Origin of the sequence: Thiogranum longum (assembly GCF_004339085.1) — a bacterium.
Lineage (GTDB): Bacteria > Pseudomonadota > Gammaproteobacteria > DSM-19610 > DSM-19610 > Thiogranum > Thiogranum longum.
Genome location: NZ_SMFX01000001.1, coordinates 1,132,574 through 1,146,277 on the forward strand (window position 1 = coordinate 1,132,574; position 13,704 = coordinate 1,146,277).

14 protein-coding genes are annotated in these 13,704 nt (G+C 55.2%); 4 read left to right on the forward strand and 10 right to left on the reverse strand.

What is annotated here, in order from left to right; genetic code table 11:
• Positions 1 to 33: 33 nt before the first annotated feature.
• From glcF to DFR30_RS05745, 4 genes are read right to left on the reverse strand one after another with little or no spacing between them, the layout of a single operon-like run.
• The gene (gene glcF, locus DFR30_RS05730; RefSeq protein WP_132971746.1) at positions 34 to 1,251 is read right to left on the reverse strand and encodes a glycolate oxidase subunit GlcF; all 1,218 of its coding nucleotides are present in this window, start codon (positions 1,249 to 1,251) and stop codon (positions 34 to 36) included.
• Positions 1,252 to 1,253: 2 nt separating this feature from the next.
• Positions 1,254 to 2,324: a glycolate oxidase subunit GlcE gene (glcE, locus tag DFR30_RS05735; protein ID WP_132971747.1), complete on the reverse strand. Its 1,071-nt coding sequence runs from the start codon at positions 2,322 to 2,324 to the stop codon at positions 1,254 to 1,256.
• A gap of 2 nt (positions 2,325 to 2,326) precedes the next feature.
• On the reverse strand, positions 2,327 to 3,778 hold the full coding sequence (locus DFR30_RS05740; protein ID WP_132971748.1) for an FAD-linked oxidase C-terminal domain-containing protein: 1,452 nt from the start codon (positions 3,776 to 3,778) through the stop codon (positions 2,327 to 2,329).
• A gap of 14 nt (positions 3,779 to 3,792) precedes the next feature.
• On the reverse strand, positions 3,793 to 5,427 hold the full coding sequence (locus tag DFR30_RS05745) for an alpha-D-glucose phosphate-specific phosphoglucomutase (RefSeq protein ID WP_132971749.1): 1,635 nt from the start codon (positions 5,425 to 5,427) through the stop codon (positions 3,793 to 3,795).
• Positions 5,428 to 5,584: 157 nt separating this feature from the next.
• Here DFR30_RS05745 and DFR30_RS05750 point away from each other — a divergent pair, with 157 nt between their 5' ends.
• The 3 genes from DFR30_RS05750 (at position 5,585) to DFR30_RS14270 (ending at position 6,957) form a co-directional block, all read left to right on the forward strand.
• Entirely contained in the window at positions 5,585 to 6,103 is a 519-nt protein-coding gene (locus DFR30_RS05750) for a DUF1249 domain-containing protein (RefSeq protein WP_132971750.1), read from the forward strand.
• Between the two features lie 81 nt (positions 6,104 to 6,184).
• Positions 6,185 to 6,667 carry an Rrf2 family transcriptional regulator gene (locus DFR30_RS05755; RefSeq protein ID WP_132971751.1) on the forward strand — a complete coding sequence of 161 codons (483 nt, stop codon included), beginning with the start codon at positions 6,185 to 6,187 and terminating at the stop codon, positions 6,665 to 6,667.
• Positions 6,668 to 6,801: 134 nt separating this feature from the next.
• Complete coding sequence (locus DFR30_RS14270) at positions 6,802 to 6,957, forward strand: hypothetical protein (RefSeq protein WP_165869105.1); 156 nt, start codon at positions 6,802 to 6,804, stop codon at positions 6,955 to 6,957.
• Positions 6,958 to 7,010: 53 nt separating this feature from the next.
• On the opposite strand, the gene DFR30_RS05760 is transcribed toward DFR30_RS14270, so the two are convergent.
• From DFR30_RS05760 to DFR30_RS05785, 6 genes are all read right to left on the reverse strand, one after another.
• Positions 7,011 to 7,607, reverse strand: a complete 597-nt coding sequence (locus tag DFR30_RS05760) for a DUF938 domain-containing protein (protein ID WP_132971752.1) — start codon at positions 7,605 to 7,607, stop codon at positions 7,011 to 7,013.
• Complete coding sequence (locus tag DFR30_RS05765; RefSeq protein ID WP_165869106.1) at positions 7,604 to 8,458, reverse strand: alpha/beta hydrolase; 855 nt, start codon at positions 8,456 to 8,458, stop codon at positions 7,604 to 7,606. Before DFR30_RS05765 ends, DFR30_RS05760 begins: the two co-directional genes overlap by 4 nt.
• Entirely contained in the window at positions 8,446 to 10,371 is a 1,926-nt protein-coding gene (locus tag DFR30_RS05770; protein ID WP_132971754.1) for an Lnb N-terminal periplasmic domain-containing protein, read from the reverse strand. Before DFR30_RS05770 ends, DFR30_RS05765 begins: the two co-directional genes overlap by 13 nt.
• Before the next feature lie 104 nt (positions 10,372 to 10,475).
• Positions 10,476 to 10,952, reverse strand: a complete 477-nt coding sequence (locus tag DFR30_RS05775; RefSeq protein WP_132971755.1) for a DUF3015 family protein — start codon at positions 10,950 to 10,952, stop codon at positions 10,476 to 10,478.
• A gap of 136 nt (positions 10,953 to 11,088) precedes the next feature.
• On the reverse strand, positions 11,089 to 11,709 hold the full coding sequence (locus DFR30_RS05780) for a peptidase associated/transthyretin-like domain-containing protein (protein WP_132971756.1): 621 nt from the start codon (positions 11,707 to 11,709) through the stop codon (positions 11,089 to 11,091).
• An 88-nt stretch (positions 11,710 to 11,797) separates the two neighbouring features.
• A complete protein-coding gene (locus DFR30_RS05785; RefSeq protein ID WP_132971757.1) occupies positions 11,798 to 12,604 on the reverse strand; it encodes an inositol monophosphatase family protein in 807 nt (268 codons plus the stop codon).
• 67 nt (positions 12,605 to 12,671) lie between these two features.
• Between DFR30_RS05785 and DFR30_RS05790 the strand changes: the two genes are divergently transcribed.
• Entirely contained in the window at positions 12,672 to 13,529 is an 858-nt protein-coding gene (locus DFR30_RS05790) for a class I SAM-dependent methyltransferase (protein WP_132971758.1), read from the forward strand.
• Positions 13,530 to 13,704: the final 175 nt, after the last annotated feature.

Below are 13,704 nucleotides of genomic sequence, written 5' to 3' on the forward strand. Positions count from 1 at the left end.
GCGTTGGTGTGAACCTATGTCTAGTCTTCGTGCTTATTCAGGAGCCAGGTCAGCCAGTAACTCAACCCAGTGTACGACCTCTTTATCCGCGCCAGCTTGCAGTTGCAGCAGACACCCGATATTTGCAGTGGCAATGAGTTCCGGCTGTTTTTCCTGCAGCGCATCGATTTTATTGCGTGCGAGCTGCTTTGACAGTTTCGGTTGCAGGATAGAGTAGGTGCCCGCGGAGCCACAGCACAGGTGTTTGTCGCGCACGGGAGTCAGGGTGTAACCGGCCCGGGTCAGGATGTCTTCGACAATACCATCCAGTTGTTGGGCGTGTTGCAGTGAGCAGGGTGAATGAAAGGCGATACGACGACCTTTCACCGGGCCGAGGGCATCTGGATTCTCATCACGAACAACCTCGCTGAGATCCCGGGTCATGTCGACCATGCGTGCGGCGCGTTGTGCATAGTCCGGGTCATCGGCGAGTAACTGCGCGTATTCCTTTAACATGGGCGTGCACCCGGTTGCCGTGCTGACAATCGCCTCGGCACCCAGTTCGATGGCCGGCCACCAGGCATCGATATTCCGGCGTGCACTTTGCCGCGCACGTTCTGTGTCGCCAAGGTGGAAGTGCAGTGCGCCGCAACAACCACTGCCGGATGGAATGCTGAGATCGATTCCCAGTCGGTCAAACAGCCGGATGGCCAGGGCATTGATATGAGGTGCGGCGGCGGGTTGTACACAGCCATCCAGCAGCAGCATGGTTCGCTCGTGCTGGCCTGGCGTGAAGTGCGGCAGTTTATGTCGTGGCGGGATGCGTTTTTTCAGTGAGCGTGGCAGCAGGGGGCGTACCAGCCGACCCAGCGACAGCAAGGGTCTGATGCGTGCGGTTTCGGAAAACATAAACTGGATCAGCCGGCGCTGCAGGCGTTGAGGCAGCGGGCGAGGCACCTGTTGTTCTACCCGTTCACGGCCTATGTCGAGCAGCTTGTGGTATTCGACCCCGGACGGGCAGGTGGTTTCACAGGCGCGGCAGGTCAGGCAACGGTCCAGGTGTTGCTGCAGGGTGGCAGTGGCGGGTGCGCCTTCCAGGACCTGCTTGATCTGGTAGATGCGGCCGCGCGGGCCATCGAGTTCGTCACCAAGCAGTTGGTAGGTCGGGCAGGTGGCGTTGCAGAAACCGCAATGCACGCAACTTCGGATCACCTGGTCGGCGGTTTTACCGAGAGGCGTTGCAAGTAGTGTCGGGCTGAGTCGCGTCTGCATAATCAGAGTTCAGGATACAGGCGGCCGGGGTTGAGGATACCGGCAGGATCCATGGCGCGCTTGATGCGTTGTTGCAGTTTCAGCAGTGGCGTTGGCAGTGGATGGAAAACCTCGATACGCTCCGTTGCGTTGCGGAACAGGGTGGCGTGGCCACCAATACTGGTGACCAGGCGACGAATTTGTTCGGGGTTGTCGTTACTGTACAGCCAGCGCTGTGCGCCGCCCCAGTCGATGAACCAGTCACCTTTGACGGCCAGTGGCGGGGTTGCCGGCGGCACCGAGAGTCGCCACAGCGGGTCCGGGCGGTTGAAGAACGGGTGCTTGTGGTCGCGCAGGTTGTCCCACCAGTCGGGCAGGCTTTCCAGAAGGCTGTCGCCGAGCCGGTGTTGCGCATGGCGCAGGCCGTCCTCGTTACCGGACAGGCGCAGGTACAGGTGGTCCTCGTACCAGCAGGCTGCGGACAGGGGCAGCGGGCGACCACTCCAGTCGGCGAAACGTCGCAGGGCTTCTGCCTGGTTGCACACCTGTTTTAACGTATATTCGCACGCCGGGCGTGGCAGCACCTTGAGCGAAACCTCGGCGATCAGGCCCAGCGTGCCGAGTGAACCGGCCATCAGGCGGGAAACATCATAACCGGCGACATTTTTCATGACCTGCCCGCCGAAATGCAGGGGTTCACCTTTGCCATTGATGACCCGGGTGCCCAGCACGAAGTCACGCGCTGCACCGTGATACGGTCGGCGCGGCCCGGACAGCCCGCATGCAATGGTACCGCCCAGTGTAGCGTTTTCACTGAAGTGTGGTGGTTCGAAGGCCAGCATCTGGTTGTTGTCAGACAGCCGTGTTTCGATGTCCCGTAACGGGGTACCGCTGCGTGCCTGGATAACCAGTTCGGAGGGTTCGTAGCTGATGATGCCGCAGTGCCTCGTCGTGTCGAGTGATATGGCATTGATGTCCGGCCGACGCCCGTAAAACATTTTGCTGCCACCACCTGTGATGGCCAGTGGGGTGCCTTTTTCTTCGGCATCGCGAATCTGCTCGCAGAATGTTTCGGTCAGGTCAGTATTGGTCACAGTCAGAAACGTTCCAGTTCGGGGAAGGGGAGTTCACCATGATGTACATGCATGCTGCCAAACTCGGCGCAGCGCGCCAGTGTGGGAACCGCTTTACCGGGGTTGAGCAGGCCATTGGCATCGAAGGCCTGTTTGATGGCATGGAACTGTTGCAGCTCGGCCTCGTTGAACTGTACACACATCTGGTCGATCTTTTCCATACCCACGCCGTGTTCACCGGTGATGGTGCCGCCCACGGCGATACAGAGTTCGAGTATGCGCGCACCAAATTCCTCGGTGCGTTCCAGTTCACCGGGTTTATTGGCATCGTAGAGTATCAGCGGATGCAGGTTGCCATCGCCGGCATGGAATACATTGGCTACGGGCAAACCGTATGCTTTCGACCACTGCGCAATGGTGGACAGTACCTGGCCGAGATGCTTGCGTGGAATGGTACCATCCATGCAGTAGTAATCCGGTGACAGTCGGCCGACAGCCGGGAAAGCCGCCTTGCGACCGGCCCAGAAGCGCAGGCGTTCGGCCTCATCGCGTGCACGGCGGACTTCGTTTGCGCCACTTGCCTGCAGCAGTTGCGTGACTTTATCGATCTGTACCTCGACTTCGTGCTGTTCGCCATCGAGTTCACAAAGCAGTATGGCTGCGGCATCGGTCGGATAGCCGGCATGAACAAAGTCTTCGGCGGCGCGTACTGCCAGTGTATCCATCAGTTCCAGCCCGGCAGGTAATATGCCCTGTGAAATAATATCGGCCACTGCCTGACCAGCGGCCGCGACTGAATCGAAAGCTGCCAGTACAACCTGTGCCTGTTCCGGTGCGGGCAGTAATCGCACAGTAACTTCAACGATGACACCAAGCAGTCCTTCTGAGCCGGTCAGCAGGGCGAGCAGGTCGTAGCCGGCGCTGTCCAGCGAAGGGCTGCCGATGGTGAGTAATTCGCCTTCGATAGTGATCAGCTTCAGTTCGGCAATGTTATGCACGGTCAGGCCGTATTTGAGGCAGTGCACACCGCCGGCATTCTCGGCGACGTTACCGCCGATGGAACAGGCGATCTGTGACGACGGGTCTGGCGCGTAATACAGCCCGTGTTCTGCAACGGCCTGTGTGATCGCCAGGTTGCGTACGCCGGGTTGAACACGTGCCAGCCGGTTGGGCAGGTCGATATCGATAATCCGGCTGAACTTTGCCAGGCCCAGCAGTACACCGTTGTCCAGTGGCAGTGCACCACCACTCAGGCCGGTACCGGCGCCGCGTGCCACGACCGGGACATTATGTGTATGACAATAAGCCAGAATGAATTGCACCTGCTCGATTGTTTCCGGGAGTAACACCAGCCACGGCAGACGCCGGTAGGCGGACAGTCCGTCACATTCGTAGGGGCGCAGTTCGGCTTCATCCTTCAGGATGCAGCGGGCCGGCAGGTCAGATAGTCCGGCGATGAATGTATTGCGATCCATGGAATAAATCCGTATCAGGTAATGACCGTTGGCGCATCACGCCCGGTGTAATGGCGGACTTGTGCAATGTCATCGGCGATCCGTATCAGGTCGGCGAGGGCGTCCTGTGCGTCCAGCAATTGTTTGGCGGTATCGCCTTCGTATCGTTCCAGGTAGACACGCAGTGTTGCACCTTCAGTACCGGTGCCGGACAGGCGGAATACCATACGCGAACCATCGGTAAAACCGATACGGATACCCTGGTGTTCGCTGACAGAATGATCGATGGGGTCGGTATAGGAAAAGTCGTCGCTGAATGCGACTTCGTAATCGCCATAGCGTTTACCCTTGAGGTTGCCAGTGAGGTTACGCAGCTTTTCCATCAACTCGCCCGCGCCATCGGCATTAACGCCTTCGTAGTCATGGCGAGAGTAATAGTTTCGACCGAAGCTGGCCCAGTGCCGGGTAATGATGTCACGCACCGACAGCTTGTGTACCGCGAGCAGGTTGAGCCAGAACAGCACCGCCCACAGGCCATCCTTTTCACGTATGTGACTGGAACCGGAGCCAAAACTTTCTTCACCGCACAGGGTGGCACGTCCGGCATCCAGCAGATTACCGAAGAACTTCCAGCCGGTCGGGGTTTCAAACATCTCGATGCCGAGCCGTTCTGCGACACGGTCCGCGGCCTGCGAAGTCGGCATCGAACGGGCAATACCGGCAAGCCCCTGTTTATAGCCAGGTGTCAGGTGCGCATTGGCAGCCAGGACGGCCAGGCTGTCGCTGGGGGTGATGAAGCACTGGTGTCCGAGAATCATGTTGCGGTCACCGTCACCGTCAGATGCCGCTCCAAAGTCCGGTCCATTGCTGGCAAACATGATGTCCACCAGTTGTTTTGCATACACCAGGTTAGGGTCAGGGTGTCCGCCGCCAAAATCTTCTTTCGGTTCTGCGTTAATCAATGCATCGGGTGTCACCCCCAGGCGTTGCTCGAAAATTTCAACCGCGTAAGGTCCGGTAATAGCGTGCATGGCGTCAAAGCACATGTTGAACAGGCCGGAGTTGATCAGGGCATGAATGCGATCGAAGTCGAACAGTTCCTGCATCAGTTCTGTGTAGTCGGCAACCGGGTCGATAATTTCGACACGCATGTCACCGAGGCGGGTTTCGCCGATCAGGTCCAGGTCGATGTCCTGGGTATCCAGCGTCCGGTAGCGGGAGATGGACAGGCTTTTGGCGTAGATGGCATCGGTGATCTTCTCCGGCGCGGGGCCGCCATTACCGGTGTTGTACTTGATGCCGAAGTCCCCGTCGGGCCCGGCCGGGTTGTGGCTGGCGGAAAGAATGATGCCGCCAAAGGCCTGGTGCTTGCGTATCACACAGGACGCCGCCGGGGTAGACAGCAGGCCGCCGCGTCCGACCAGCACCTTGCCAAAACCGTTGGCGGCTGCCATGCGCAGGATAACCTGTGCGGCGTGCCGGTTATAAAAACGTCCATCACCACCCAGTACCAGTGTCTTGCCGGAAAAATCATCGAGGCTGTCGAAGATCGACTGGACAAAGTTTTCGAGATACCCGGCCTGTTGAAATACGTTGACCTTTTTGCGCAGGCCGGAGGTGCCGGGTTTCTGGTCGGGGAAGGGCGTTGTGTTTTTAACGATAGTGTTCACGTAATTATTAACCTTGTCGGTAAGCGGTAGCGTGTTTTCGTGTATCTGTCAACAATCTGTGCGCGTCAAGAAAACCCTGATGGCGCCGATGTATCCCATGGATAAACATCAACAAGTCAATGATCGAAGGATCATTCTACTATGCTAACATGCGGCTATGCGCTATTCAGGTAAACAGGTTGTCCATCCCGGTGTGCGTGCACGCGATCTGCCCGCGCTTATGGAACTGTATGAGCTGAATTATATTCAGTTACGTCAGTTGATCCCCGATGTTGACCTGGTACAGGACCGCGTAGTGTCAAGGGTAAACGGGGCGCTGGACCTGTACCTGACTGTCCGCGAACGCTGTAAATACACCACCACACTACATCTCAGTTATCGCTTCGAAGGTGATGAGAGCAGTACACTTGCCCCGGATATCGTAGTGCGCCTGTACCATGACGCCCAGGTGGCCGAGGTTATTTCACGCGGCAAGGGCCGCAGCCCGAATGCTCCCGGTTTTGACCGCTTTCACCACGACTACCCCATCGAGGCACGTTGGCGGGTCAATCGCTTTCTGCAAAAATGGCTGGGGTTTTGCCTGCGTCACGGGCACAGCTTTTCTCCGGCCCGCGAGCAATTCGAGCAGGCGCTGCAAACCCTTGAAACAGACCAGATTGAAAGCCTCGAGTCCTGATTACCAAGTAATACTTGACTAAATTGCTGGGTTTATTTATGTTGGCAGCTGTTATCAGCAGCGCCTGTCGCAGGATTACCCATGAGACTTTCCACCAAGGGCCGTTATGCCGTCACTGCAATGATGGATATCGCGATTCATGACCCGGAAGGGCCGGTTACATTGGCCGATATTTCCCATTGCCAGAGCATTTCACTGTCGTACCTGGAACAGTTGTTTGCCAAGTTGCGCAAACAGAGTCTGGTGTGTGGCGTACGAGGCCCGGGGGGCGGTTACCGTCTGGCTCGCCCGGCAAACGAGATCACAATTGCTGAAATCATCGCGGCAGTTGATGAAAAGGTCGATGCGACCTGTGGCGGCGAGAGTCATTGCGACGAAGAACAGACCTGTCTGACACACGAGCTTTGGTGCGGCCTGTCGAAAAAGATTTATACATTCCTGGACAGTATCACGTTGGAGAGCTTTCTCAGCCGGCCTTCTGTACAGGAAGTCATTCGCCGTCAGGCTGAGGAAGCGAGTGGCGAGGATGAACGAAAAGTCGAGCCGCCAGTCCCGGCAGCCTGAAGAATATACCCGTATGCCCGGAATTGTGATGTGTGTCCTGTTCACAGCATGATCCGTTCACAGAAATTTCTCTTTTGTCCTTCCATACTGCAATCGTCAAATAGCGTTGTACCCAAAGGATCAGGAGAAAGACCATGTTGCAGTATATTTTATTAGTGATTGCCGCCGTTACCGTCATTGCCGGACCCTCTCTCGAGTCCCTGGCCAGTGCCGGTCAGTCGATGGACTATGTGGTGGCTTTTGGTGTGGCCTTGATGCTCAAACCCTGGCTGTCAGGCCATCTGGAATAAAACCCGGAAACCCGTCATTGCGACGTTAGTAATGGCGGGTTTCATTTCTTGAGTCAATCCGCCTTCAGCCACGTCAGGATCCGGTTATTGGCTGGCATTTCATAATCCCTTTTCAGTTCCAGTCCGGCCGTTCCGGCCAGTTCGTTTAACGCCTCGAAATCCCTTACGGCACTCAGCGGGTCACGCTGTTTCAGCCATTGATCAAAGCGCGCATTACTTTCACTGGTATAGCGTCCGTTGTAGTTGAACGGACCATAGAGACAGAACACGCCGCCTTGCTCCAGTACTTCCCCCGCGCCGGAGAACAGGCACTGTACCTGCGGCCAGGAAATGATGTGCGCGGTGTTGGCGCTGAATACGGCATCGTACTTTGTCTCTGGCCAGGCGTCCTTGCAGACGTCGAGACAGACAGGTGCCAGGATATTGGGTGGCGCAGTATCTTCGGCCAGCCATGCGTGAATACCTTCGTGCATGGCTGGCACTTCACTGGTTTGCCAGACCAGGTCCGGGAACTCACCTGCAAGATAGACAGCGTGCTGGCCTGTGCCACTGCCGATTTCAAGCAGGTGCCTACGCCCGTATATTTCCTGCTTCAATACCTCGAGGATGGATTCCCGGTTCTGGTCACAGGATTCGGAATAGGGCTTCATGTACAGGCTCCGGTTCTTTTACCCAGGGTGTGGAGAATGTCCAGCAGTTTGCGCCGATTGCTTTCCGGGTTAAAGGCATCATTGTGATCACCAACGAGATCCACGCGATATTTGGGTGGCAGGGCGGCGGCGAAAAGTTTGTCGACATGATAAGCGGGGACAATAGTATCGTCTGGACTGTGGAGGATATAGACGGGTAGTGGAGAGATTTCGCTTATGAATGCAGCCGGGCGATAACGGTTGCTGATAGTAAGGGATAATGGCCACTTGAACAGGCGAGTGAACCAGTGGCGTGATAGTGCATCCCGACTGATTTCCCGGTAGTCGCTGAAAGCACTGACGCTTATCAGACCGTTGAGCCTCTGTTTTTGCGGGTAGCTGGCAGTGGCATAGATGGCGAGACTGGCACCGAAGCTATGGCCCAGCACGGTGAGCTTGTGTCCGTGCAAACAGCTTTCTCTGGCGGTCCATGCAAGCATATTGCCGGCGTCCTTCTGTACACCGTCAATATCAGGCGTTCCTGTGGACTGCCCGTAGCCACGATAGTCGAACATATAGACTTCAAATCCATGTTTGGGTAGCCAGTAGGTGGCTCCCAGGTGGGCGCTGACATTTTGACCGTTGCCGTGTAAAAAAAGCACTGTACCCCGGATGGGTGCACTGGCTGGCAGGTGCCAGCCATGCAGTACGGCATCACCACTTTTTATGAACAGCTCATCGACGGGTACTCCGATTTGCCCCGGGTCGATAAATTGTTCATGGCTGGGCTGGAAAATGACGTTGGTGCAGGCGCTGGTAAAGATCAGCACAACGGCCAGAAATACACTTGCTACGGATTTCAGAAATACCAATTCAGCATGGCCTCGAATTCGTTGATACGGTTACCGCGTTCATGGCGATGTTCGAGCCGGTAGCGGAAGGCGCGCTGTGCTCCAATCGGGAAGCTTTGGCGCCAACGGGCTGCCAGTGTTGTGTCTGATTCCCCTGCTGCAAACCGGACGCCTGTCAGCGATAGTTCGGCTGTAGAGTGTTTAAAGAAAAACAACGAGCCGGTGGACAGGCCGCCGCCCAGGGAATAATTGTCCTGAAATGCCTTTGCCACTTTGAGGCGCCCCCTGAGGAGCAGGTAAAACAGGTGTTGGTCTCCCATGCGATAGCTGAGGCCACTACTTCCGCCGACCTGTATGCCGGTCGCACGCCCGCTATTGGTCATCATACGCTCAATGCCGGTGTCAATGCCCCACGATACCGGCTTGAAGAAGTTGTCGCGGGGTGACAGAGACAGAATGTCGATAATGGTGAAGCGATCCAGTTGCAGGCTATTGTCAGTCGGGGTGTAGCGTGCCCTGAAATCCAGAAAGTTTATCTGGGAGCCACGTGAGTAGCCGGCCAGAGGGTCAAGAATGTCATGATATGCCGGTCTGAATCGCAGGCTCAGGAAACTGTCGCCATTCCGTGATCCACCACCGACAGCCAGTCGTGTAGTCCGGTGCCCCTGTTCAGGTTGGTATGCAGGCTGTTGTACCGGTGGCCATACATTACCAGCTGGCAAACGACTTCGTTCTGCCAGTAAACGATAGCTTTGTGAAGCACTGGTGGCGGACCCGTTTCGGTGCAGCAGCTGGTAGCGGTTATAGTCATAGGCCAGTTCGAGGATGCGTGAGCGTGTAACCTTGTTATCGACTGTTCCAAGTCGTTTTTCGCTGGCGGGATCTGTGTCGGTAGAAAGATGTTCAACCAACTCTTTTGCAGACGGGTCAAGCGAGTCGAGGTGTTGTCGTATCAGGGTTGTCGTTGCGGGTCTGTAGACTGCCCTGTCAGCCATGCCGGCATCTACAACTGCACGTACCGTATCGGATGGTATGGCCTTGACAGAGAAATCACCTGTGAGCTGGCTTCCCTGCCGTGCCACTTCCAGCAGCGACAGAACATGATATGAACAGTTTTCGGTAAGGAAATAATAGTCAAAGTTTATGTGTCTGACTTCCCAGGCATGTCGCATTAGTTGGTCAATTTCAGCCTGGTCCAGATTCAGGTCGTATTCCCAGATATCCCGGCTTTCAATGTCGCTGTACTGTTTTATTTTCTCGTAGTAGGGGACGATGGAAAAAAGGCCGGGGTAACCCCCGAACAATCCCTTGAAGCTGTATGCGAGTCCGCCATCATTTTCGTCAGCATTGGCTGCATAGTTAAGTGCATAGGCGGCCAGCGGGGTCGATTTCCGGTAATCGGAAGGTGTCAGTCGCAGCAGGGTGTGCCCGAACATGGAGGAAGGGCTGTTGAGGTAAGCCGCAGGGAACACGAGTGTTGCATGTTCTGCGCTCAGTGTTTGGCGCCATTTCGACAGGGTATTGCAGTGTACAGCAGGAAGGCCGAGTGCAGTGAGGTCGAGTTTCCGGTCAAGCCAGTACAGGCGGGCAGGAAAACGGCACTGGGGGTGATCATCACTGTCGCCCGGCTGATAAAAAGCCTGCAGGGTTGCAGTCAGCTCGGCTTCGGGGGAAGTTTTGCCATTCAGGGCATTAAAGAACTCTGTGTCGTCGGCCTGGCTCTGGTAACCAGGATGCTTTTTCTTGTAATGAACCAGTTTAAGCCAATAGTCGTCCTGTGAAAGCTTTTGCTGCCCGGCCCTGGCCACAGCGCTTTCTGCTGGCGTCGGTGTGGCTGCGATGACAGTGCCAAAGGAGAGTAGCATGGCAAGCAGCACTGCAAGTGCCGCATGGTATATGGGCAGGTTATTGGTCATCTGTGAAAGGTCAGACAAAGGTGGGGGGCTGTGCCCGTCCAACTGCAGTAACAGCGCAGCTGCAAGAGTATATCATTGGTGTAAAACCGCCTGCCGTCTACTATAACAGCAGGCGGTAGAGGTTAACTGGCGTATTTTGCCAGCATTTCATCCTGTTTCATAACCTGGTTCAGGGCACTGATGACGTCACTGCTGTGCACGCTGTCGCTGCTGAAGATAGTAGCGAATTGTGCATGAGAGACAGTCTTGAAGTGACTGCTGTCCTCAGCAGAAATACCCATCAGGTTGGCCAGAGTGTCGAGTGCTTCACCTGTACCAGTTGCCATATCACGTGCAACCTTATCCATGTTGTTGTCAAGGAAATCAGCTGCAGCAACAGATATCGGCTGATCTACTTCACAACCCAGTGTGCCAGATGTCATACCAAAGGTCTGGTTTCCGAAAGTGCCATTGGTAGTTGCCGCCAGTACGTGAGGTGCAACACCGCTTTGTCCCTCGAAGATCATGGCGCCAACGCCACAACCCGAACCGTTGTCATTTGCAGCAAATGCTGTGCTGGAACCCGCCAAAATTGTCATTGCCAGTATTGTTTTCTTCATCCTGTGCATACTCCTTGTCTCTGGTTGGATTTTAGTGCTAAAACGGGTGGTGCTGTAATTATTTTATGCTCCGGGTTACGTGGCCTGTATGTCCCCCAAGGCATAGGTGGAATTTATATTGGTTGATTGCGATTGTCTATAGCGATGGCTGTGGATTTCGAAGCCACTCTGTTACTCGCCGGTAAAGCTGGGCCGGGTTCTGGCTGCTCGTGACTGCCAGTGCCAATGCCTGGTTTGACCATGCGGGCAGACGCTGGAAATTTTCCTGGGCCAGTTTATCCAGTGTATCCCGGTAATCTCCATGGCCACGGGCGACATCACGCCTGATATTTATGAACTGCGACCACACAAACCGCTTCAGGATGGCGTCTTGCTGGCTCTGGGTTGCAGGCTCTTTGGGTTCGAGCTCGATAATATAATGGCCGGGTGAGTACTCCATCATGTTACCGGACATTGCATCGGTCAACCAGGATGGCCATGAGGTCAGGTTGAAAAGGGAGGTTTTATTGAGAGACTTCTTTACCCGCATTTGCATGGTCTTGTAGCCAGGCTTTTTGAAGGTGATGAACTTGTGTTTAAACACTTCGCGATCCAGGTCTATCGAGAAAGGAACTTCGCCGACTTTCTTGCCTTCGACGAAGGCCTCAATGCCTGATTGCTCAGATTCGAAACTGACCGTATCACTGGATGGTGAGAAAAGTGTGGCACAACCTGTTATCAGAACAGAAAAGCACAGGATAAAGATGATCTTTGGCATTAGGTGTGTCCTTGTTGTTATGGTTTTTGAGAATGCATGAACCTGATTATTTTTACTCGAAGCATTCTATAACAGGCAATGGTGTTGCTCAATTGCGCTGAGAAGTAACACCCAGCCATTCTATCCACTGCCTGAAAATATCGGGATCCAGGGCCGCTGCCGCGGAGCGTGGCGTGAGTGTTGCACTGAACACCGGTTCGCCCTCAAGCGTAAGTGCCGAGCCACCTGCTTCCTCAAGAATCAGAAGGCCTGCCGCATAATCCCATAGTTTCTGTTGGCCGTGCAGGTAAACGTGGCAGCGGCCTGCGGCCAGCCAGCACCAGTCAAGCGCTACTGCACCGAAGCTGCGTTGTGATTTATAGGGCGGGCTGGCTGCCAGCCGGCTCGCCAGTTCAGGTGCCAGGCGCTTCAGGTCTATGAGCGCCATGCCTTCGGACAGCGGGCTTGCCAGCCGCTGTGGCTTCAGCCGTTGATCGTTCATCCATGCGCCTTCACCGCGCACAGCAGAAAAACACTCCTTGCGGCTGGGGTCGTAGACGACACCTGCTTCTACCCGGCCGTTGTGGATAAGCGCAACGGAAACGGCGTAGTAGGGTACGCCGGCTGAAAAATTACTGGTACCATCGAGTGGATCGATGCACCAGACGCCACTGTCACTGTGTTGTAACGCGCGCTGTTGCTCAGGCTCGGGCATTTCTTCACCCAGTAAATCAAATTCAGGCCATTCGGCGTTCAACGCCTGCGCCAGGGCATCCTGCATAACCACATCGGCCTCGGTCACAAGGCTGCCATCCGGCTTGCGTGAGCCAGAATGGCAACAGAAGCGTGGGGGAAGTTCCCGGTCGGATATTTCCCGGATAATAGTGGTCAGGCGTGACAGGTCTGGTGAATTCATGGATTACCTGAGGGCATCGAGTTGCTATGATCTGTAGTCTGTAGATATTGTCGCACAAAGGATACTCATGGGCATAAAGAAAACCCGGCACAAAAAGAGCGGTAAATCAGCAAAAGCGCAGAAGAGCAGCAAGCCGCGCAAGGCCGAAACCGAGGACAAATATGTCCTCTATGAGAAGTCAGTACAGGCCACGGATTTTGAATACGAGTTTATCGACACCAACTTTACCCGCATTCGCGGGCGTACTGCAAAACTGCTGCGCGAGGATTTCTGCGGCACGGCGAAAATGTGCAGTGAATGGGTCCGGGGCCGTCCCGACAATCAGGCGGTTGGCGTGGACTTTGATCCTGAGGTGCTGGAGTGGAGTCGTAACAACCACATTGCCGGTCTGGAGCCCGAACAGCGTGCCCGCGTTACGCTGTTGCAGAGTGATGTACGTTCGGTGAAGACAGACCCGGTTGATATCGTGCTGGCGATGAATTTCAGTTGGCAGATCTTTGAAGAGCGCAAGGTCCTGGTCGACTATTTCACGTCTGTGCGAAACAGCCTGGTGGATGACGGCGTATTGTTTATGGATGCATTCGGCGGTTACGAGGCCTACCAGGAGCTCGAGGAAAAAACCAAACACGATGGGTTCAATTATATCTGGGAGCAGGAAAGTTATGATCCGGTGACCGGACACATGGTGTGCAATATTCATTTTACATTCAAGGATGGTTCAAAAATGGAGAAGGCGTTCCATTATGAATGGCGTCTGTACGGCCTGCCTGAACTGAAAGAAATCCTGCTCGATGCCGGTTTCTCCAATGTCACCATTTATCTGCAGGGTTGGGACGAGGATGACGAACCGGACGGTGATTTTGTGCCCGCCGAACACGGCGAAGCCGATCCCGGCTGGATCGCAATGATCAGCGCAGAAAAATAACGCGTATGGGGAAAAAGTACGCCGTCAGCCTGCTGATCATAGAGCGGGCACCGCGGGGTTAAATGCGTATTTCAGGCGGGCGGGTCACAATTTGTCAGACAGTATTCCCGGTAAAAAAAGGCCGTTTAGTCTCGATGGGTTGACAAACTGTCTGGTATGTAATAAAAAGTGAACG